17 protein-coding genes are annotated in these 22,497 nt (G+C 29.3%); 7 read left to right on the forward strand and 10 right to left on the reverse strand.

Annotation, left to right across the window (positions count from 1 at the left end):
* Window positions 1-198 precede the first annotated feature (198 nt).
* From E5347_RS14435 to murI, 6 genes are all read right to left on the reverse strand, one after another.
* Window positions 199-3,837, reverse strand: a complete 3,639-nt coding sequence (locus tag E5347_RS14435; RefSeq protein WP_136007939.1) for a S8 family peptidase — start codon at window positions 3,835-3,837, stop codon at window positions 199-201.
* 317 nt (window positions 3,838-4,154) lie between these two features.
* A complete protein-coding gene (locus tag E5347_RS14440; protein WP_136007940.1) occupies window positions 4,155-4,847 on the reverse strand; it encodes a helix-turn-helix domain-containing protein in 693 nt (230 codons plus the stop codon).
* Between the two features lie 3 nt (window positions 4,848-4,850).
* Window positions 4,851-5,216, reverse strand: a complete 366-nt coding sequence (locus E5347_RS14445; RefSeq protein WP_136007941.1) for a DUF3783 domain-containing protein — start codon at window positions 5,214-5,216, stop codon at window positions 4,851-4,853.
* Between the two features lie 40 nt (window positions 5,217-5,256).
* Window positions 5,257-5,781 (reverse strand): peptidylprolyl isomerase, encoded by a 525-nt coding sequence (locus E5347_RS14450; protein ID WP_136007942.1) that lies wholly within the window; start codon window positions 5,779-5,781, stop codon window positions 5,257-5,259.
* Between the two features lie 437 nt (window positions 5,782-6,218).
* Window positions 6,219-6,488, reverse strand: a complete 270-nt coding sequence (locus E5347_RS14455; RefSeq protein ID WP_136007943.1) for an STAS-like domain-containing protein — start codon at window positions 6,486-6,488, stop codon at window positions 6,219-6,221.
* 252 nt (window positions 6,489-6,740) lie between these two features.
* Window positions 6,741-7,514 carry a glutamate racemase gene (gene murI, locus E5347_RS14460; protein WP_136007944.1) on the reverse strand — a complete coding sequence of 258 codons (774 nt, stop codon included), beginning with the start codon at window positions 7,512-7,514 and terminating at the stop codon, window positions 6,741-6,743.
* Window positions 7,515-7,810: 296 nt separating this feature from the next.
* Here murI and E5347_RS14465 point away from each other — a divergent pair, with 296 nt between their 5' ends.
* The 5 genes from E5347_RS14465 (at window position 7,811) to E5347_RS14485 (ending at window position 14,631) form a co-directional block, all read left to right on the forward strand.
* Window positions 7,811-9,568: a MutS-related protein gene (locus tag E5347_RS14465; protein WP_136007945.1), complete on the forward strand. Its 1,758-nt coding sequence runs from the start codon at window positions 7,811-7,813 to the stop codon at window positions 9,566-9,568.
* Window positions 9,569-9,882: 314 nt separating this feature from the next.
* Window positions 9,883-11,778: a glutamine synthetase gene (locus E5347_RS14470; RefSeq protein WP_136007946.1), complete on the forward strand. Its 1,896-nt coding sequence runs from the start codon at window positions 9,883-9,885 to the stop codon at window positions 11,776-11,778.
* A gap of 263 nt (window positions 11,779-12,041) precedes the next feature.
* Window positions 12,042-12,479, forward strand: a complete 438-nt coding sequence (locus E5347_RS14475; RefSeq protein WP_136007947.1) for a GNAT family N-acetyltransferase — start codon at window positions 12,042-12,044, stop codon at window positions 12,477-12,479.
* A 152-nt stretch (window positions 12,480-12,631) separates the two neighbouring features.
* The gene (locus tag E5347_RS14480) at window positions 12,632-13,891 is read left to right on the forward strand and encodes an ATP-binding protein (protein ID WP_136007948.1); all 1,260 of its coding nucleotides are present in this window, start codon (window positions 12,632-12,634) and stop codon (window positions 13,889-13,891) included.
* Window positions 13,892-13,941: 50 nt separating this feature from the next.
* The gene (locus tag E5347_RS14485; protein ID WP_136007949.1) at window positions 13,942-14,631 is read left to right on the forward strand and encodes a hypothetical protein; all 690 of its coding nucleotides are present in this window, start codon (window positions 13,942-13,944) and stop codon (window positions 14,629-14,631) included.
* Window positions 14,632-14,658: 27 nt separating this feature from the next.
* Here E5347_RS14485 and E5347_RS14490 read toward each other — a convergent pair whose 3' ends face one another.
* From E5347_RS14490 to E5347_RS14500, 3 genes are all read right to left on the reverse strand, one after another.
* Window positions 14,659-14,955: a hypothetical protein gene (locus E5347_RS14490; RefSeq protein ID WP_243109792.1), complete on the reverse strand. Its 297-nt coding sequence runs from the start codon at window positions 14,953-14,955 to the stop codon at window positions 14,659-14,661.
* 233 nt (window positions 14,956-15,188) lie between these two features.
* Window positions 15,189-18,398 (reverse strand): carbamoyl-phosphate synthase large subunit, encoded by a 3,210-nt coding sequence (gene carB / locus E5347_RS14495; protein WP_136007950.1) that lies wholly within the window; start codon window positions 18,396-18,398, stop codon window positions 15,189-15,191.
* Between the two features lie 13 nt (window positions 18,399-18,411).
* A complete protein-coding gene (locus E5347_RS14500) occupies window positions 18,412-19,461 on the reverse strand; it encodes a carbamoyl phosphate synthase small subunit (protein ID WP_136007951.1) in 1,050 nt (349 codons plus the stop codon).
* Window positions 19,462-20,168: 707 nt separating this feature from the next.
* Between E5347_RS14500 and E5347_RS14505 the strand changes: the two genes are divergently transcribed.
* Entirely contained in the window at window positions 20,169-20,900 is a 732-nt protein-coding gene (locus E5347_RS14505; protein WP_136007952.1) for an ATP-binding cassette domain-containing protein, read from the forward strand.
* The gene (locus E5347_RS14510) at window positions 20,893-22,080 is read left to right on the forward strand and encodes an ABC transporter permease (protein ID WP_136007953.1); all 1,188 of its coding nucleotides are present in this window, start codon (window positions 20,893-20,895) and stop codon (window positions 22,078-22,080) included. Before E5347_RS14505 ends, E5347_RS14510 begins: the two co-directional genes overlap by 8 nt.
* A 127-nt stretch (window positions 22,081-22,207) precedes the next feature.
* On the opposite strand, the gene E5347_RS14515 is transcribed toward E5347_RS14510, so the two are convergent.
* Window positions 22,208-22,492, reverse strand: a complete 285-nt coding sequence (locus E5347_RS14515) for a hypothetical protein (protein WP_136007954.1) — start codon at window positions 22,490-22,492, stop codon at window positions 22,208-22,210.
* Window positions 22,493-22,497: the final 5 nt, after the last annotated feature.

Raw genomic sequence — 22,497 nt, forward strand, 5'->3', positions numbered from 1 at the left:
TATATGTTTCAACAAACAATATATATTTGCAGTCTTATAGAGTTCTAAGTGAAAAATACCTTTAAAGTAAACTACATCAATTGAAAGCATCGACCTTTTAATTTTTATATAAGTTGTCAAGCTAATTCAATTTCTTAAAGTTTTAACATGAAATATAAATTAATAAAGTGTAAAAACTTTATTACAACTTATATATCTTTACATGCCTTTCGGTTTACTAATAAATAATTCTCCTACTTTATATTCTTCATTAAATCTTGTCTGAGTAACTCCCCCAGATAAGTTTTCCCTAATAGCATCAAATACACCCTTCATATTTAACATTCCATATCCCCACTGCTCATTAGGATATATATCTCCTGCTCTCATAGTTGCTCCTCTTATAAGATAAGTTCTCATCTCTGTTGAGTATAACCTTGGATAATTCCCATCAACTATTCCCCATTGAAGAATAAGAGCGCAACATCCAGCAGTTACTGCTGTTGAAACTGATGAACCACTTATAGTTTTTGTTGTGCCTCCTGGCGTAGTTACTGTGGCGTTTATTCCTCCTGCAGCAATATCCGGTTTTATCCTCCCATCTCTAGTAAATCCTCTTCCGGATTGACCTACTGTTCCATTATTAACTTGATTGTAAAATGATGGGATTATTGCAGTTCTTGCGGTGCTTGGTACTGTTAATGTTACATACTGGCTAGGACTTAAGAACTTAGTATCTTGATCTAGTAAACTTCTTTGTGGTAGCCAACTCCAATATCTTCCGTCTACTATATAGTCACCATAAAGCCTAAATTGCCATATCCCTTCCTTTAGTCCTCTTGCCTCTATGCTAATTACTTCATCTCCAGTAACTAAATCAGGATAAAAATAAGCAATTCTCATCCTTGTTCCTTCATATATAAAGTTTATATTTTCTACTTTATTTAATCTTACAGGAATTTTATCAACTACTTCTCCTGATGGGGAAACAACACCAATAGAAACCTTATCTGGTTGTTGTATATATATTTGAAAGTTTAAATCTTTCTGACCCTTTCCTATTCTAACTTCTATATTTTTTATCTCTCCAGGCTTTTCGAACCTTCCTTCTGTATGGGTATCTGTATCCCCCTCATTTCCAGTACCCGTTACTGATATTAACCCTACCCTTGTACTTGTAGAGTCTAAAGTTACTTCTATGCTATTTGTACCATCATGAGCTCCAATATTACTTCCCAATGGTACACAAATTACCATTGGCCTATTTAGTTCAGATGCCATTCTAGCTAAATATCTTATTGCAAAATAAAGCTCTACAGTTGTATATCTTCCAGTACCTGGAGTGCTTACCCCAGCAAAATCTAACATTACTTGAGGTGCTTGCTTTAATTTTACAACTACAAAATCACAATCTGGGGCTGCTCCTATTACTTCTGGATTAATACCCCTAGCCCCAGCTATACTTGCAACTGATGTTCCATGCCCAACTTCATCTTTGCTATTTACTATGGCATATGGATCTTCTCCCCTTTTAGATGCTTGTATGGCTTCATTAATTTGGGTTTCATTATACTCTACTCCTAACTTCACTCCAAATACTTCCTTGTTACCTTCTATACTCTGATCCCATATTCTTAAAATCCTAGTTGTTTCATCTTCCCTCATAAATTCCTTATTTAAATAATCTATACCTGTATCAACTATTCCAACTACAACTCCTCTTCCATTTAACTGAAGTAAGGGATTATTATGAAAAAGAGTAGCTCCACTAGCCTCAACAGGTGTAATTTGCTCTAAAGTATAAATTACAGGTATTTCTATTGATGTAATATCTCTAACATAGGGTTCTATTTCCAATACTTTATTGAAAGGTATCATTACAATAGCAAAGTTATTATCAATTACAGTCACAGATGCTCCCGGTATATTATTAATTTTAAGTAAATCCTCTAGTGATGTATATTCTACAAAAAAACCAACAACTTCATTATATTTGTCTATATCTCTAATTAAACTTGTCTGAAAATATCGATATAGGCTGCTTCTCCCCTTAACTGATGAAGCCTCTGGTTGATTTTCTACTCTGTTTTGATTATTATTATTCAAATTACTATCCTCCCTTCTTGGAGTGACTATTCCTATATTTTTAATTATATTTTCTATAGCTGAACTTAAGCATACCTCCCCATACCCCCAGCTTGGATCTGGATAAAATATATCTGTTCTAGACCTCCTAGCTCCTATTACTAAATAATACTTTAGACGTTGCCCATATAAATATGGATCATTATTCATTAATATTCCCCACTCCATCATTAAAGCAGCTATTCCTGATACATGTGGAGTTGCCATAGATGTACCACTTTTAGTATCAAAACTTCTATTAGGTGCAACAGATGTTATATTTTCTCCTGGTGCTACTAAATCTGGTCTTATAGGCTGATATACTGTTGGCCTTCCTCTTCCACTAAAAGATGAAATTGTGTTAGTTAGATAATTATAGCTTCCAACTGCAATAATATTAGTTACTGTTGCAGGAATTCCTAAAGTATTTAATACTGTTGGCTGTAAGAATTTTGTTCTAATATTTAAACCTTCAGAGATAGGTAGCCACATATCAAAATTTCCACTATACTGATTTACTAAACTTATATCTATCTCCCATTGACCAAAAGATATATATTGCATATTAGTATTTATGGCTATTGTTATTTCTCCAATAATATCAAAAGGTTTTGGACCTGTATAAAAGACCTGATATATATCAGTTCCTATAAGTCCTTGGGAATATCCCTCTCTAATAGGTATATCTCCGCTGGTTGCTCCTGTAGGACTTATAATTCTAATTGATATTTCTGATAAAACTGGTTTATATAAATTAAGTACAAGATACCTTTCATCTTCTGCCACATTTATTGATATCCTATTTGTTCTATCTAATTGTCCTCCCACATGATGCGCTGCGTCCCCTTCATTCCCAGCTGCTATTACTATAGTTACTCTCTCTAAAATAGATGTAGTAGAAATATATTGTTCTAGTAGACTAGTTCCATTATGAGCTCCATCATTTGTACTTAAACTAATATTGATTACTAAAGGCTTATCTAGTTCCTTTCCAGCATCTATTAGAAACTTTATTCCTCTCATAATATTCGTGCTGAGGGCGAATCTGCCTCTTGTACACTTAACCATAGCAATAGAACTCCTAGGAGCTACTCCATAATACTCTGCATTAATTCTTCCTCCTGCACATGCAATACCTGCTACATGAGTTCCATGTTCATTAGTATCAATTGAAGGTACAACTGAATATGGATCAGTATTTTGAAGAGCTAAATTAATGGTTTCCCTATTATAAATCTTCCCACCAGCATTTAAATCATATATATAATCTATCCTTGTAGTTCCATCATCATTTCTAAAAGCTGGATGTGTAAAATCAATACCTGAATCTATAAAACCTATTAATATCCCATCTCCTTGGATATTATAAGTATCTCTAGCTACTGGTACACAAGATGCCCTATTACTTTGAGAATCTGTAGTGTAAAGTTCTTTTGGCAACTCTATATATTGAATATATTTACTATTTGCAAGGGCTACTAGATTTTCAATAGGTATTGTTATAATGCTATATCCAAAACCTAAATCTTCATATTTCCCATTTAGTCCTTCTACTAATGACTTAACATTAACAGGATTATCCCCAGATAAAGCTATCACCTCAATAGTATTCCCATCTATAGATGTCAGCCCAAAGTTTACTCCTAACTTCCCTAATAAACTCTTTGGAGTATTTTGTATAATCCCAAGAGAGGAATTTATCTTGCTTGAATTTGTATTTTCTATATTAATCACCTCACAAAAGCCATTTATATCAATATATGAAAAGTAAGCTTATGGTGAGAAAAATATTCATTAGTTATAAAAATAAGATAGGTAATATTGATGATTAAATATAGATTTATAGTCTAGGGCTGAAATTTATCCACAATAAAAATAAAGAGTACCCCTATTTATCAACAGAAGTACTCTTTACTTTATTAATTTTAAACAATTTACTTCAAAAATCATCATATCGCCCCCTAAAATAGGACTTTATACACTGATTACTAACTTATTTTAAAATTAAAGGCTGTTGACAATTTATCAACAGCCTATTTACCTATAATATTTTATAGTTTTATTTCTAATCTTTCTAACTTAGCTATTACTGTTATTTCATTTAAGTTTACAGTTTCAGTTAAAAGGCTTCCTCCATTACTAACTAATAAAGCTTTTGAATTTCCTAATAGCTTTACTTGTCTTACAGCTCTTTTTCCATTATATTCAACTAAAAAAATTCCATTATTACTAGTTTCCTTTGATAATGAAGCAAATGCTAAATCTCCTTTTAACATTCTAAAGCCAGACATTTCATCATCTTGAACCTCTAGGTATAATACCTTATCCTGTGCAAACCCCTCTATTTTATTAGAGTGGATTGGAAGTTCCTTATAACCCTTATTATTCTTAAGTGAATAATCATAAATAGGTACATTTTTTAATACTGATGAAAATGCATTAGTCCAAACTTCTTCTTCCTTACCAAGGCTTTTTGGAGCTTTAGAAGATTTAAAGGAATTTGTTTCTTTTAAAACTTTTCTTTCCTCTTGTAGAGCCTCATCAGTTACTACCATACTAACATCATTTAAATCTGTCTTTAATAGTTTAGATACTTTTTCAATAAAATCCTCATTAGCTATTCTTCTTCCAAGTTCAACTTCATTTATAAACTTTTCAGCAACTCCAAGTTTTTTTCCTAAAGCTTTTTGACTTAAACCTTCCTTAAGTCTAGCTTCCTTTATCTTATCACCAACTCTACTCAAAGCTTATCTTCCTTTCTGATTCTTCAAGTACCACTCTCTTTCTTCAATTAAATGTTCTACCAGGTAGTTAAACTTCCATTCGATTGAAGTAGGAGTAACAACAGCAAATATTCCGCCTTTAAATCTTTGTCTGATACTTGCTATAATTTGACTAATTTCTTCATCTGAAAAGTCATTAAATAGAATAACTGTTTCATCTACTATGTTATTAGTTACTGTCTCAAATCTTAACCCATCTAAAATATCAGAAATCTTCATTTCTGTCATTTCAGTTGAAACCTCAATAACCTTAAGGCCATTCTCCTTTAAGATATTTACTTCTTCTAAAGGAGCATTAAATACTAAAATACTCTTATTTCCGCTAAGCATACTTTCTCTCCCATAAACTAATATTCTTTATATCCCTTTATTATCTTGATACCTTTTCAGGATCATCATAAGTTTCTCCAAAAGTATCTACAGTAACCTTCACCATTTTTTGATCTTCAAATGGCTTATCATTATAGTCTCTTTGAGCCTTAACAATTCCATCAGCTACTTCCATACCTTCTATAACTTTACCAAATGCAGCATATTGATTATCTAGATGTGGTGAATCTTGAACCATAATAAAGAATTGACTTCCTGCTGAATCATGAACCATAGTTCTTGCCATTGAAAGCACTCCTCTAGAATGTTTTAGATCATTTTTAAAACCATTTCTAGTAAATTCTCCTTTAATGCTATATCCTGGGCCACCCATTCCATTACCGTCTGGACATCCCCCTTGAATCATAAAACCTGGAATTACTCTGTGGAATATTACTCCATCATAGAATCCTTTATTAATTAAGCTAATAAAATTCTTAACTGTATTTGGAGCTACTTCCGGATATAATTCAGCTTTTATAACTCCTCCATTTTCCATATTTATTGTTACTATTGGATTTTTCATAATAGTCTCCTTTCAAAATAAATCTTCTCTTATTATTGTCATATTTATTAACATAAATTCACTTTAATAATAAGTTATCTATAATGGTAATTATATCTTATTTATAGATATTTTCATATATATAATTTACTTAGTTAAAATATGGCCAAAAAAGTAAACTTCTAATAATAAAGCTCACTAATATCTTATATACTAAAAGTCTAGCTACTTAACTTATTAGAAGTCATTATACTACATTATTTTATTTCTAAAATTAAATAAACCCTTCTTACAAAGATTAAATTCTCATTACACAATTTACAAATAAATTTATTTTATTAAATAGCAATAATAAGGTATAAATAGTTGTAGAAGGTTTCCCATCTACATTAAAAACAACTATTTATACCTTATTATAATTTTCACTAAATACTATTTTATAATTAATAATAATATCTTTATTGAAAGGTAGTTCCAAGAACAACCCTTGAATAATCTGTATAGTTTGATAAATTTTTAACATCAATTTGCTTAAAAATAAAGTCTCTTCCAAAACTATTAATTAAATCTCCTAATAATAAATTTAAGAAAGTAGTTGGAACTCTTCTAAATCCTTCAAAATCTAAAGTTACACCAAGATTTATGCTATTTCTTATCATTTCTCTTAAAAGTATAGCATCTTCAATAGTTACATCTTCCCCAATTACATTTTTAATCTTAATATCCATAAATATCCCCCTACCATAAAACTTATTCAAATATTCTGAAAATTTGCTCTTTACTATAATATATCAACCTATTGGCTTTTTGTCAACAATTTAACAATTTTTTATTTTATTTTTTTATGAAGCTTTTCTTAAAGTTAAATCAAAATATCCCCTAATCATCAAAAGGTATAATATAAGGCCCACTAACTATCGAAATAATTAGGGGCCCGCTAATTTCTTATTTATCAATATTTAATGTCCTTTAAATAAATTCTATAGTTCTAATAATCTATAGCTTAAATTTATTATTTCTTCTTTATCTAAAGAATTAATAATTTCAACCTTTCCTACTTCAGTTGAATCAGTTAGTAACTCTTTTTCATTTAACCTTCTTTTTAACTCTTTTGCTGTACCCAATCCACCATCTATGATTACAGTATCTTCTCCAACTATCCTAGATAATAATGGCTCTATAAATGGATAATGTGTACATCCAAGCACTATAGATGATATTTTTCCCTTTTTATATGTATTTACCTTATCTAATAAATACTGCTCTACCTCTTCCCCCTGAAGTTTTCCTTCTTCAATAAATTCCATAAGACCAGGACAAGGTGCAGGTACTATATCTGCTCTATCCTCATATTTTTTCATTAATCTATTAAATTTTGCTTCTTTTAAAGTCATAGGTGTAGCCATAATCAATATGCTTCCATCATTCACAGATTCAACAGCTGGCTTTAATGCTGGTTCTATACCTACTAAAGGCAGGTCAGGATACATCTTTCTTAAATCCGCAACTGCTGCACTAGTTGCTGTATTGCAAGCTACTGCAATCCCCTTAACTCCTTTATTAAGTAAGAATTCTACAGCTTTGAAAGTTAATTCTCTAACTTCTTCTACACTTTTAATCCCATATGGAGCATTTTTAGAATCTCCAAAATATATATAATTCTCATTAGGCATAATTTTTAAAGCTTCTCTCATTACACTTAATCCACCTACACCTGAATCAAAAAAACCTATTGGCCTATTCTTATTGTCCAATTATCTCACTCCATTTTCTTTAATTCTACTTTTTATTTTATACCTTAATGCAGTATAAATCCATAAATTTATTAACATATATATGTTTCAATTAATAATCTATATAATAGCGACATTATAATGTTAAATATAAACTAACGTAATCAAAGATAGAATGCTTATTGCAACATATATAGATTTAATTTCTCCTTATATGCTATAATAAATAGAAATATATTACATATTAATTATTTAATAACATTCTATTCATTACTATAACATAAATACTATTTTCATATAAACTTTGGAGGTTTCTAATGAAAAAAAATTTATCTTTTTACAAAGTATCTACTTTAATCTCAGCAATTTTAGCTATACTAATAATTTATATAACCTTTAAAATTGGTCCTACACTAGGCGGACGAGCTTATCAAATAGGTATCGCATTATTTGTCCTAATCGTTATTATAGCTTCTAAACTATTTGATAAATCAAAAAGACTTCAAGAAATAGACTATCTACTACATTCTTGGCCAGAGGCTTATGATAATAAATTTGATTTCGAAAAAATCCATAAATTTTATTATGAATTTGGTCCAGATGTTTTAAAAGAAAAAAACTTTCATAATATAGACGATCAAACTGCAGATGACCTAAACCTAGATGAAATCCTAAAAAAAATAAGTATATGTTCATCAACTCCTGGGGAGCAGATGTTATATTACCTTTTAAGAACTCCTAAAACCTCTAAGGATGAACTGGAAAAGAGAAACGATATAATTAATCTTATAAATGAAGATCCTTCTTTAAGAGGTCATATTCAGCAAATACTTTCTAATTTAGGAAGACAACGAAAAGGAGAAGTATTCAATTTAATTAATACAGATGCTACACCTAATAAGGGAAAATTTCTACTATATAACCTTCTTGCTATTTCTTCAGTTATAGCTGTAGTATATTTTATACTTTTTGGTGCTAATAAAATACCTACCTTCCTTGGTATTTTCGCTATATATATGTTTATTTCAATGAGGAGTGCAGCTGAAATAGAATATGAGTTATCTTCTCTTCAATACTTAGGTAACTTTATTAGGGCAGCCAAAGAACTATCTAAGATTGATAATCCAATATTAAAGAATTACGTTTCACTGATTAATGAAAAAGTAGCTCCATTATCAAAGATAGATTCTAAAACAAAGTTTATATATTCTCAAAGTGAATTAGATATCTTTATAGAAACTATAAACGCTTTATTTTTAACTAGAATACGTTCTTACTACTCAGTTATAAATATTATTAAAGAAAATAGACAAAATCTTATTGAATTATATTCTTTAGTTGGAACTCTTGAAGCTTATGTTTCTGTAGCTTCCTTTAGGGATAGGCTTCCATACTATTGTTTACCTGATTTTATTGATAATAACGATAAAACCTTGTCTGTAGAAAATATTAATCACCCTTTACTAGAAGATGGGGTACCTAATAGTATTTCTATTCTAAATCAAGGTATTATATTAACTGGGTCAAATATGTCTGGTAAATCTACATTTATGAGAACTATAGCAATAAACATACTATTATCTCAAACTATATATACATGCTATTCTAATAAATATAAAGCATCCTTCTTTAGGGTAATGTCTTCCTTAAGTCTATCAGATAATATTTTATCTGGTGCTAGCTATTATTTAGAGGAATGTAAGTCTGTTCTTAGGATACTTAATTCTTTAGAAGAAGACGTACCTGCCTTTTGTATAATTGATGAAATATTTAAAGGAACTAATCCTATTGAGAGGATAGCTGCCTCTAAAGAGATATTAAAATATATTATGGATAGAAATGCTCTATCAATAGTGGCTACTCATGATTTAGAATTAGCTGAGAGTTGTAATGAAAAATATTTGAAATATTACTTCTGTGAAGATATAGATGAAGAAGAAGGATTAGTTTTTGACTATATGCTTAAAGAAGGAATATGTAATACAGGAAATGCTCTAAAATTATTATCTTTCTTAGGCTATCCTGAAGATATATTATCAAATTCAATTAGATCAATTGCAAATAAAAAACTATGATTAAAGGTGCTGCTTCGCAAACAGCACCTTTAAAAATATACTAACTATTTTAAATCAATGTTATATTTTGTTAAAGTTCCTTAAATGTATAATTTAATTGCTAATAATTCTATATATTATTATAAAATAAATTTTCCAAAAGAATAAAAAAATACTAATTTAATTATTGACATCATACCTTAATATATAATAGAATTTCTTTATAAATTACTCAGTATTACGAACATTATATTGTTAGTTTTATTTAATTATTCGATTGTACACAGAAAGGAAGTGAATTTTTTCTTGCTATTTTTCGGCAAGAAAGCTTTTTTATGAAAGATTTAATTTATACGATTCCCAAATCACTACATAATAAAGAAGACTTATTTAAAATTTTTAATGATCATCCTGAGATAAAATTCGTATCTATAGTAGGTATCGATTTATCAGGTAATGATACCGATGAAAAAATTCCTGCAAAGTTATTTTTAGATGATATAGACTCATTCTTAAATGGTGTTGCCATTCAAACAGATGGATCATCCGTTGTACTTCCTGGAATCGCTACACTAAATGATGCAAAAGTAGATATGGTAGCAGATAAAAACGCTAATTGGTTTGTTGATTATAATTATGATCATATAGATATTTCCACAAATAAACCTATTGGTACTCTTAGAATCCCTTCATTTTTAATCCACAATAATAAACCTGTATGTTCAAGAAATATTCTTAACTCATCTGTTAAGACCTTTAAGTCAACTCTTCTAAATATATTCAAGAATAATCCTAATACTTTAAAGCCATTCAATATAACTTTTGATGATATAGATGAAATAGTAACAACCTCAGCTACAGAACTAGAATTCTGGGTTAAGACACCTAATGAGAAAGCTCATATAGAAGAATTATCTACATCTGAAGTTATGCAAGAACAATATTGGACAAGAACTAAAGGAATAGTTAGAACAGCTTTAGAAGAAACCCTTTTATTAATGGAAGCTTATGGCTTCGAACCTGAAATGGGTCATAAGGAAGTTGGGGGAGTTAAGTCTCAACTAGATAGTAATGGACAATTCAATCATATAATGGAACAGCTTGAAATAGACTGGAAATATTCAGATGCTGCACAAGCTGCTGACAATGAAATTTTCGTTAAAATACTTACTCAAGAAACATTTAGAAGACACGGGTTAGATGTTTCCTTTAAAGCTAAACCTATTGATGGCGTGGCAGGATCAGGTATGCACGTTCATCTTGGAGTGAGTTTAAAACTTAAGAACGGAAAAAGAATCAACTTATTCCATGCTACAAAGAAAGATTTCTTAAGCACTATAGGTTATGGAGCAATAATGGGGATTTTAAAGAACTATGAAATAATGAATCCATTTATCTCTTCTACTAATGGAGCCTTTAAGAGATTAAAGCCTGGCTTTGAAGCTCCTATTTGTATAGTAACTTCACTTGGTATGTCTCCAGACAATCCATCAAGAAATAGAACTATACTTATTGGATTGATTAGAGATTTAATAAACCCTATGGCTACTAGATTTGAACTTAGATCTCCAAATCCACACTCTAATATTTATTTAGCTATATCTGTTTCTTATATGGCTATGTTAGATGGAATAATATATGCCCTTGAAAATAATAAAACTGAAGAAGAACTTTTAGCTGAATTATCTAAAAAACCTGGAGAAGATGCAGATTACTTAGAAAAATCTAGAGCATATAGAACTGAAGAAGATGTATTTGAATTCTTCACTGATGAAGAAAGAGATGAGTACTTCGGTAAGGCTCCTGCTACAGTTTACGAAAACTTAATTCAATTAGATAAATATCCTGAAAAGTTAGAAGTCTTAAGAAGAAATGATGTATTTAGTGATAGCATTATAAACAGCTTTAAATTAGCTATAACTCAAAGATGGACAACTGATATAATTCATAGAATTATTCTAAATCATGCAACTGAAGTAAGAAGCTTTAAGCAACTTCATTCAGTAAATGCTTTAGACTTAGATATATCTAACTGGATGACTATCAATAATCTAAGACATTATATAATGAAGGATACTTATACTACTAAGAGTTTATTTACTCGTACTAAAGAAGCAATTTCAAATAAAGATTATGCATTAGCATCTAATCTACTTCTTGAATTAGAAGATAGTATGAAAAAACTTAGAGAACTTTATAGCAACTATACTAAGAATTTATTAGATATATAAATAGAAATTTTTCAGTCTTAAAAGGACTAGAAACTACTATAATTATATAAAATTAATTGTTTTTAAAACTCCTACGGGAGTTTTTTTATTATTCCTTCTTAATTTTATGTTGTACAACATCACCTTAAAAAGATACTGTTTTTCATTAAGCTACCACATATATATTTTAATTTGCATACATTTCAATCTTCTTTATACTTTATGGTAAATTTTAGTAATAAATGTTAAAATATTATAAGTAGTTCTTTATGGGAGGTATTAAGATGCAAGAAGTAAAAATACAAATAAAAGAATTATTAGAAGAAAATCAATGGAGATCAGCTTTTAAAGTAGTAAAGCAGCTAAGAACAGATTTGGATGAGGATAAATATCTTCAACTTGTTAAATTAATTCATAATGATGGCTATAGGATGATTTCATTACTAGAAAACAATGAAATTGTTGCTATTATAGGTTTTACTATATGTACAAATCTTCATTCAGGTAAACATGTTTGGGTTGATGATTTAATAACAGATGAAAATAAAAGGTCTAGAGGTTATGGAGAAAAACTTCTTTCTTATGTTGAAAATATAGGTATAGAAAATGGTTGTGAAATAATATCTCTATCTTCTGGCTTACAAAGAACAAGAGCACATAAATTTTATGAAGAAAAAATGCAATTTAACAGGACAAGTTATCTTTTTAAGAAAAATATTTAATTAATATTTAATTTATTTGAAAAAACTAAATATATTTTTACAATGTCGCAACTATTTTATGGAAGTATCTAGAAATATATTGTATAGTATGGTTGTATTGGATATTTATTTATTGAAAATACTAAAACACTACAGATAAAGGAAGGTATTAAATGTATTCAGGATTAATAGATACCATAAATACTTTTATTCAAAGCCTAATGTTTGTATTGGCAGCGGACTACTGTGTTCAAAACAAATATAAAAGAAGCAAAATACAAATATTCATATTCGTAATTTTTATTTCTTTATTAATGGCAACAACCACAACCATAATGGGGAATTCTAGTTTATCAATCATAATAATTCACGTTCAACAGTTATTATTCTTTCCTTTTCTCGCTTATAAAAAAGATAGATTAGGATCTATAATTGGTTATAGCATAATTTATTTAATAATCGGTATAAATGCTATTATAAGCTTTATGTTGTTTATCCTCTTAATAAATAATTCAAAAATAGATGTAACTTTAGCAAATATATTAGTTATGTATATACCTCAATTTATAATTTCATTTTTAGTTCTAAAGAACTTGAAATTCATATACAAGGTTAATCTTATCATTAAATCAAGAGTTTCATCTATCTTTGTTTTAATAACAACAACCTTAGTAGCTGATTTTATAATATCTTTTTTATTTATTTATAATGATAAAGATAATCCTCTTTTTAAAGAAATAGTATTTTTATTATTAGGTTCATTTATTGTTTTATTAACTCTATACTTTGCAAATATAGAAAAAAAATCAATTGAAATTAGTAGATTAAATAAGGAATTAGAAAAGAAGATTACTGAGCTAAAAAAGATAAAACATGATTATGGATCCCAAATCTCATATTTATATGGAGCTTATTTAATGGAGAACTATGAAAAATTAGGTGACTTACTTAAAGGAATAATAGCTGGTTATGACATATCTTCTCAGGTTAAGATCTTATCATCAGAATCATCTATTATATCACAAATAGTAAACTCAACCGATTTAAAAGATGTTGATGTTTTAATAGATGAAAAAGCTGATTTAGAAAGTATATCTATAGGAGAATTGGAACTACAAAGAATAATCTCTAATATTATTAGAAATTCTATAGAAGCCATAAACGGAAGTGGACTACTAATGATTAAAAGCTATTATAATTATAATTATTTAGTAATTGATATACAAAATAACGGCCCCAAAATAGATGATAAGATTATTGATAAGATTTTTGAAAAAGGATTCTCTACTAAGGAAAATAAACATGGAGATAATGGGTTTGGATTACATATAGTTAAAGAAATAATTGATAATAATAATGGAAGCATTTCTGTAAATAGTAATGATGATTTAACTACATTTACTATAAAGCTACCTTATATATTAGATAATTAAATCTTTAACTGATATTAATTAAATTATATTAGACTAATATGGGGGTAGGCATGAGGCATATTAATAATAATTTCTTTGATATATACTATTACGATGAATTATCAGATTCAGATTTAAAAAGTATTATTATAGAACACGAAAAATCCTACAAATTTTTCGAGGTTTTTTTCAATAGAAAAATTGATTTTAAATTAAAGTTGTTTGTTTATGATAAGCCAGAGGATGTAGGAGCTGCCTATGGTGATAATGATCCATGTAACGGTTTCGCTAGAGAACCTAACGAACTACATTTTGTCTATAATGAAAAAATTAAATGTATAGGCAATCATGAGCTTGCTCATATATTATCTTATCTATATATGGGGCGACCTGATTCTAGCTTTATACGAGAAGGATTTGCAGAATTTACAGAAGAATACTGGGTAAATATGATTAATGGAGAGCCTGTACGTAAAACTCATTATGAATGGGCCAAGTTGTATTTTGTATCAAATAAAAAATTCGATATAAAGGATGTATTATTTGACTCTGAAAGATTCCATCAAGAAGTAGATACAGATGGTTGTTTTTATACTTACCCATTATCAGGAGCATTTACAAGGTTTTTAGTTGAAAGGTATGGCCAAGCAAAATATTTAGATTTTTATAGGAACGCTAGTAAAGAAAATCTTACTTTACTATATGGCAATTATGATTTGATATTAGCTGAATTTGAAAATTATGTAGTTAAAGAAAAATAAAGGCTCAGGGGTGACTGAGCCTTTATTTTATATCCATGCTGGAATATGTATTTTATCACTATTAATAAGTGAAATGTTGTCTTCTATTCTTCTTCTTTTACTAATTATATTTCTTTTCTTTATAGAGTTTTTATTTATAAACTCTTCAGCTTCTTTTAAACTGTTTGCCTTAAATATAAATGTCCATCCATTCTTATCGTATTTTCCTGTGCAAATCATATATTTATTATTATCATAATCTTTATGTTGTCTATCTATTATTAAGCTCTTAAATTCTCCAATTGTTTCATAATTTAATTTTACAAAAATATCATTATTCATCATAACCCCTCCAACCAAACATAAGTTCTATAATTATATTAATCGAACACACGTTCAAAGTCAATACTTTTGGTAAATTTTATTTGTATAATTATATTTAGATATTTTTTACCAATAATATCTCACAAATTATATAACTTTTTTTAATATAATATATGAAAAAGGAGTTCAGATACTTACCTGAACTCCCCATTTATCAATTAGTAATTTTCTTATCCCCTATATAAGGAATTTTTCTATTCTGCTGCTATATCATATACCTCTAGGTCTTTTTCTTCTATACCTAAAGACTTCACTTCTGCAATAGCTCTTAGTGTATCTAAGGCTGTTATTACACCTATATTTCTCTCTACGGCTGCTCTTCTTATTATAAATCCATCTCTCTTAGAGTCATTTCCTTTAGTTGGAGTATTAACTACTAAGTCAACTTCTTTATTCTTAATTACATCTAAGATATTTGGTGCATCTTCATGTAACTTTCTAACTACTTCAACTTCAATATCAGCTTCTCTTAAAAGCTTAGCTGTTCCTTCTGTTGCAACAAACTTGTAACCAGTACTTGCTAACATCTTAGCTATTGGCAAGAATTCTTGTTTATCATGCTTCTTGATAGTTGCTAATATCTTACCTTTCTTATTTGAAGGATACATACTTCCCCCTACAAAGCCTTTGAATAAAGCTTCTTGAATATTTCTACCTACTCCTAAAACTTCTCCTGTAGACTTCATTTCAGGTCCTAAAGATACTTCAACCTTTGGAAGCTTTTGAGTTGAGAATACTGGAACCTTAACAGATACTAAATCTGGCTCCTTGTATATATCTACTCCATAGCCTAAATCTTTTAACTTATGTCCAAGCATTACCTTTGTAGCTAAGTCTACTATTGGAACTTTACTTACCTTACTTATATAAGGAACAGTTCTTGATGCTCTTGGGTTAACTTCTATTATATAAAGTTCGCCTTCAAACTCTATAAATTGAATGTTTATCATTCCCTTTATTCCTATAGCAACTGCTAATTTCTTAGTATAATCTAATACCTTATCTTTGATTTCCTTGCTTATATTTTGGCTAGGATACATAGTAACTGAGTCTCCTGAGTGAACCCCAGCTCTTTCTAGATGTTCCATAACTCCTGGGATTAATATTTCTTCTCCATCAGATATAGCATCTACTTCTATTTCTCTACCCATTAAATATTTATCTACTAATATTGGATTTTTCTTATCCTTCGCAAAAGCATTCTTTAAGTAGTACTTTAACTCATCTTCATCATGAGTTATTTCCATACCTTGTCCCCCTAAAACGTATGAAGGTCTAACTAATACTGGGAAGCCTAATCTTCTAGCCTCTTCTAAACCTTCTTCTATATTCCAAACCCCTTTACCTTTTGGTCTATCGATCCCTAGATTTTCTAATAATTCATCAAACTTTTCTCTATCTTCAGCCATATCTATTTGATCTGCAGTAGTTCCTAAAGTCTTTATCCCCTTTTCCTTTAAGAAATTTGCAAGCTTAATAGCTGTTTGACCACCAAATTGAAGTATAACTCCATCTGGATTTTCCTTTTCAATTATATTTAGTACATCTTCTTCTGTTAATGGTTCGAAGTATAATTTATCAGAAATATTAAAGTCTGTACTTACTGTTTCTGGATTATTATTTACTATTATAGTTTCTATACCCATTTTCTTTAATGATTTTACGCAGTGAACTGAAGCATAGTCGAATTCAATACCTTGTCCTATTCTAATTGGACCTGATCCTATAACTATTACCTTCTTATTATTAGATACTTCTACTTCATCATATTGCTCATAAGTTGAGTAGTAGTATGGTGATAAAGCTTCGAATTCTCCACCACAAGTATCAACCATCTTATATGCAGGCTTAATGTTCCATATAGATCTTAGTCTATAAACATCTTCTGGACTAACTCTAAGCATATCTGCTATAGCCTTATCTGAGAATCCTTTTTTCTTTAAGTTTAATAACCATTCTTTATCTAAATCTTCTATTTTGCTTAACTTTAATCTAGTTTCTTCATGAATTATCCATTTGAACTTTTCTAAGAAGAATATATCTATTCCAGTTATCTTAGCAATACTTTCTATTCTGTAATCTCTTCTGATCATTTCAGCTAAAGCAAATAATCTTTCATCATCTGGTTTAACTACTATTGATTTTAATTCTTGAATACTTAATTCCTTAAATTTTGGATGATCTAAAGAGTATTTTCCTATTTCTAAACTTCTTATACCCTTTAATAGTGCAGCTTCTAGGTTTGCTCCTATAGCCATTATTTCTCCTGTTGCCATCATCTTAGTTCCTAAAGCTCTATCTGCTGTAAAGAACTTATCAAAAGGCCACTTTGGAATCTTAACTACTACGTAATCTAAAGTTGGTTCAAAGCAAGCGTAAGTCTTTTGAGTTACTGCATTTTTAATTTCATCTAATCCATATCCTAAAGCTATCTTTGCTGCAAGTTTAGCTATTGGATAACCAGTTGCCTTAGATGCTAAAGCTGATGATCTAGAAACTCTTGGATTAATTTCTATTACTGCATATTCAAATGAATTTGGATTTAATGCAAATTGTACATTACATCCACCTTCAATACCTACAGCATTTATTATATTTATTGCTGAAGTTCTAAGCATTTGATATTCTTTATCTGATAAAGTTTGTGATGGAGCTACAACTATACTATCTCCTGTATGGATACCAACTGGATCTATATTTTCCATATTACATACAGTTATACAGTTTCCATAAGAGTCTCTCATTACTTCGTACTCTACTTCTTTCCATCCCTTAACTGACTTTTCTAATAAAACTTGTCCTATAGTACTTAACTGTAATCCTGAAGCTAATATTTCTCTAAGCTCTGCTTCATTATCAGCTATTCCACCACCAGTTCCTCCTAGTGTGTAAGCTGGTCTAACTATTACTGGATAACCTATTTCATTTGCATACTTAATTCCAGCTTCCATTTCAGTTATTATTTCACTTTGAATAACTGGTTCATTTATTCTATTCATCATATTTCTGAAGAGCTCTCTATCTTCACCTTCTTTAATAGATTGAATAGATGTTCCAATAACTTTTACATTATACTTATCTAATATTCCAGCTTCATATAATTCAACTGCTAAGTTAAGTCCTGTTTGACCACCCATTCCTGTAATCATACTATCTGGTTTTTCCTTAGCAATTACTTTTTCTAAAAACTCTATTGTTAATGGTTCTATATATATCTTATCTGCAACTTCTGCATCAGTCATGATAGTTGCTGGATTTGAATTAACTAATACTACTTCTATTCCTTCTTCCTTAAGTGCTTGGCAAGCTTGAGTTCCTGAATAATCGAATTCAGCTGCTTGTCCTATTACTATTGGACCTGATCCTATAACTAAAACTTTTTTAATATCCTTATTTAATGGCATATCCTAACCCCTCCTATAGTGCATACTTTAAAAACTTATCAAATATATACTCGCTATCCTTTGGACCTGCTGCAGCCTCTGGATGGAATTGAACTGAGAAAATTGGAAGAGTACTATGCTTCATACCTTCTATAGTTCCATCATTTATATTTACATGTGTAGCTACTACATCTTTCGGTAGTGTTTCAACTACATATCCGTGATTTTGTGATGTTATATGAACTTTGTTTTCTTCTAAGTCTTTAACTGGATGGTTGCATCCTCTGTGTCCAAACTTTAATTTTGTAGTAGTTCCACCTAAAGTTAATGCTAATAATTGATGTCCTAAACATATTCCTACTATAGGTTTCTTTCCTACTAGTTCCTTTATATTTTCTATTACTTCTCCTAAATCTTCTGGATCTCCAGGGCCATTAGATAAGAATACTAAGTCTGGATTTACATCTAAAACTTCTTCTGCTGTAGTATTCATTGGGAATACTGTTAATTTACATCCTCTAGCCTTAAAGTTTCTTATTATATTTTCTTTAATTCCAAAGTCAATTATTGCAACATGTTTTCCAGTGCCTTCTACAGTGTACTTTTCCTTAGTACTAACTATGCTTACTGCATCTTTGTTTGAAAAACCTTCTATTCTTTCTTTAACATCTTCTAATGAAAGTTCTTCTAAACTAATCATACCTTTCATAGTTCCACGATTTCTTAGAACCTTAGTTAATGCTCTAGTATCAATTCCTTCTAAACCTATTATCTTGTTTTGCTTTAAATAGCTTTCAAGATCCATTTCACATCTAAAGTTATTTGGGAAATTACATTTTTCTCTTACTATAAATCCTCTAACCTTAGGTGTCTTAGATTCCATATCTTCTAAATTTATTCCGTAATTACCTATTAATGGGTAAGTCATTGTTACTATTTGTCCATAATATGATGGATCAGTTAAAACCTCTTGATAGCCTGTCATACCTGTAGTAAATACTACCTCACCTATACTATCTTTTAGGTGTCCAAAGGCTTTGCCTTCAAATATCATACCATTCTCTAATATTAACTTTGCTTTCATATTTAGCCCTCCTTAAATTAACTATTTAGCTAAAAATACACCTTATAAAAGCCTACTTATCTAAAACAAAAGGATACTAAGGAGACAACAAATTATAGTTTTCTCCCTACTATCCTTATATATTTAATATCAGTATTAGAAAATGTCCTTACTGACATAGCTATGCAATTATTTTGTGAATTTAAATATAACATACTGGTATACTCCCTTTCTGGCCTCTCTGGACCAATTTAAAGTGTACTTTTTAACTTGATATAATTTATAAAATTCTTATTCTATTGATAATATTCTATATTTTATATAATTATATGTCAAGAATTTTGTATCCATATTTATGCATAACCTTCCTTAATTTTCTTTTAAGATTTTATCTAAATATTCAAACAATAATTAATTATAAAATTTTATTTATATTATTAACCTTGAATTACTAATACTAACTTTAAGATAGTAGTCTTAACACTCTTTATTCTCTACTATTTATAATACACTATATCAATTAATAAATATACATTATTATGAATAATTATTCTGTATATGTATAAATTTTCATTTTTCACTATTATAAATTTAAAAATATTTAACTCAATATATGGAAATTATTCTATAATTATATTGCATATATAATTATTTATCGCTATAATATTGTATATAATAACTCTTATAAAGTTTTATTATACTATTAAATATTTAAGGGGGACGCTTTTATGCTAAAGCTAATAAATCTTTGTAAAAGCTTTAAAAAATCAAAAGTAGTAGATAATCTATCTTTTACTGTAGATAAAGGTGAAATTGTTGGACTACTAGGGGAGAACGGAGCTGGTAAAACTACTACTCTTAGAATGATTTCTACCATGCTTGAAATATCTGAAGGAGAAATCAAAGTAAATGACATTGATGTAAAATCAGATCCAGAAAAAGTTAGAAAGGAAATTGGTATTCTTTTCGGAGGAGATGTTGGTTTATACGATAGATTAAGTGGAAGAGAAAACATTAGATACTTCGCTAATCTTTATGGTATGAACAACAAAGAAGCAAATGAAAGAATTGATGAATTAGCAAAAAACTTTGAAATGGAAGACTATATTGATAAACCAGTAGGAAAATATTCTAGAGGTATGAAACAAAAGATATCGATAGCTAGATCTATAGTTCATAATCCATCAGTTATGCTATTTGACGAACCGACAACAGGACTTGATGTTAGTGCTGCAAGAACTATACAAGACTTTATATTAAAATGTAAAGAAGAAAATAAAATTATACTATTTTCTAGTCACTCCATGAAAGAAGTAGAAAAACTTTGTGATAGAGCTGTAATAATTCACAAAGGAAAACTTATGGAAGATTGTACCTTAAGTCATTTAAAAGAAAAGTATGGAGATGATGACTTAGAAGAAACATTCTTAAAGTTAATAGGAGGTAATTCAAATGAGTAATTTTATAACTATCTTAAAAAAGGAATTATTAGATATTGTAAGAGATAGAAAAACTCTAGTATTTACATTAATACTTCCAATACTTATTTATCCTCTTATGTTTAAGTTTATGTCTTCTTCAATGGAACAAGCTCAAACTGACGTACAAAAGGAAATAAACATATATATAGATGGGGATACCGATTCCCTAATGGCTAAAACTATTACTGCTTTAGAAAATATTAAAACACCTGATGTAGAATCACCTACAGAAGCCTTAAAGAATGGAGATATTCAACTTATAATTAATATTCCAGAAAACTTTGATGAAAATATAGCTGCTGGTAAAAATGATACTATTGACCTTTTAATTGATGAAGAGTCAAACAAATCTATGCTAGCTAGTAGCCTCGTAAGCGATATTTATGACAATTATAAGAACACTATTATTGAAGAAAGGTTAACTGCTAATGGAATAGATCCATCTATCCTTAAGCCTTTTGATATAAATGTTAAGTCAGGAATAAATACAGACAATGATAATATAAATGGTGTTGCATCAATGCTTCTTACTATGATACCAACTTTAATAGTAATACTTATGGTTTCTTCTACCGTTGGCATGGCTGCTGATCTTGGAGCTGGTGAAAAGGAAAGATTTACTTTTGAACCTCTTCTTTCAACTTCAGCTAAGAGATCCTCATTACTTTGGGGTAAAATCACAGCCCTTTGTACAGTATCATTTTTAGCCTTAATCGCCAACTTAGCTGCTATGGTATTTTCAATGCAGAAATTTATGAGCTTCGGTGAAGAAAGTATTAACTTCAACTTAGAGCCTGCAACAATATTAGGTATGTTAGTAGTTGGATGCCTGGTTTTAGTTACTTTATCAGCATTACAAATTTCAGTAAGTATTTATGCTAGATCAACTAAAGAAGCAAATTCATACTTAGCTGCAATAACAATGCCTACTATGATTTTATCCTTCCTACCATATATGATGGATGCAAAAGGAATAAATCCAGCTTTCTTTAATATTCCTATAACTAATGCAATTTGCTTAATGAAGGAATTCACAGTTGGAATATTTGATGTTAAGCACATAGCACTAGTAATTGGATGGCACTTAGTTTATATAGTTGCTTCAATAATGTTTGCTAAATTTATGTTCTCTAAGGAAGAAGTAATATTTAGAAATTAAGAATTAATAATGCATAATTGATAATTAGGGAAGGGATTCAGCCTATGGCTGAATCCCTTTATTTTTCTCTATTTTATTTAATAATTCACCTTGGTGAATTATATCCTAAATTATGCATTATCATTTATCAATTATACATTCCAAAAAGCTCTCCGAGCTTTTTGTCAAACTTTCTTATATCAGGCCACGTATGATAATTAGCTCCTTCTTTAGAATGATACTCTATAAAATCATCTATGCTAACTTCATAAGTATTAAAACCATCTAGTTCTATTTCTAGCATTTCATCACTAAATATATCAAAGCTTGTCACTTCACCTATTGGAATTATTTCACTTCCATAATAAAAAGTAACTCCATTTTCTATTAAGGTCTCATATATATCTAAAACTTCTTCTATTTCTTCATTCATATAAT

Source organism: Clostridium sartagoforme, assembly GCF_004794105.1.
In the GTDB taxonomy this organism is placed as follows: Bacteria; Bacillota; Clostridia; order Clostridiales; family Clostridiaceae; genus Clostridium; species Clostridium sartagoforme_B.

Bases quoted from the DNA above. Each gene is read 5' to 3' on its own strand.
- E5347_RS14445 (WP_136007941.1), bottom strand. From the start codon at position 5,216: ATGCTTAGCGGAAATAAGAGTATTTTAGTATTTAATGCTCCTTTAGAA.
- E5347_RS14450 (WP_136007942.1), bottom strand. From the start codon at position 5,781: ATGAAAAATCCAATAGTAACAATAAATATGGAAAATGGAGGAGTTATA.
- E5347_RS14455 (WP_136007943.1), bottom strand. From the start codon at position 6,488: ATGGATATTAAGATTAAAAATGTAATTGGGGAAGATGTAACTATTGAA.
- E5347_RS14465 (WP_136007945.1), top strand. From the start codon at position 7,811: ATGAAAAAAAATTTATCTTTTTACAAAGTATCTACTTTAATCTCAGCA.
- E5347_RS14470 (WP_136007946.1), top strand. From the start codon at position 9,883: ATGAAAGATTTAATTTATACGATTCCCAAATCACTACATAATAAAGAA.
- E5347_RS14475 (WP_136007947.1), top strand. From the start codon at position 12,042: ATGCAAGAAGTAAAAATACAAATAAAAGAATTATTAGAAGAAAATCAA.
- E5347_RS14480 (WP_136007948.1), top strand. From the start codon at position 12,632: ATGTATTCAGGATTAATAGATACCATAAATACTTTTATTCAAAGCCTA.
- E5347_RS14485 (WP_136007949.1), top strand. From the start codon at position 13,942: ATGAGGCATATTAATAATAATTTCTTTGATATATACTATTACGATGAA.
- E5347_RS14490 (WP_243109792.1), bottom strand. From the start codon at position 14,955: ATGATGAATAATGATATTTTTGTAAAATTAAATTATGAAACAATTGGA.
- carB (WP_136007950.1), bottom strand. From the start codon at position 18,398: ATGCCATTAAATAAGGATATTAAAAAAGTTTTAGTTATAGGATCAGGT.
- E5347_RS14500 (WP_136007951.1), bottom strand. From the start codon at position 19,461: ATGAAAGCAAAGTTAATATTAGAGAATGGTATGATATTTGAAGGCAAA.
- E5347_RS14505 (WP_136007952.1), top strand. From the start codon at position 20,169: ATGCTAAAGCTAATAAATCTTTGTAAAAGCTTTAAAAAATCAAAAGTA.
- E5347_RS14510 (WP_136007953.1), top strand. From the start codon at position 20,893: ATGAGTAATTTTATAACTATCTTAAAAAAGGAATTATTAGATATTGTA.
- E5347_RS14515 (WP_136007954.1), bottom strand. From the start codon at position 22,492: ATGAATGAAGAAATAGAAGAAGTTTTAGATATATATGAGACCTTAATA.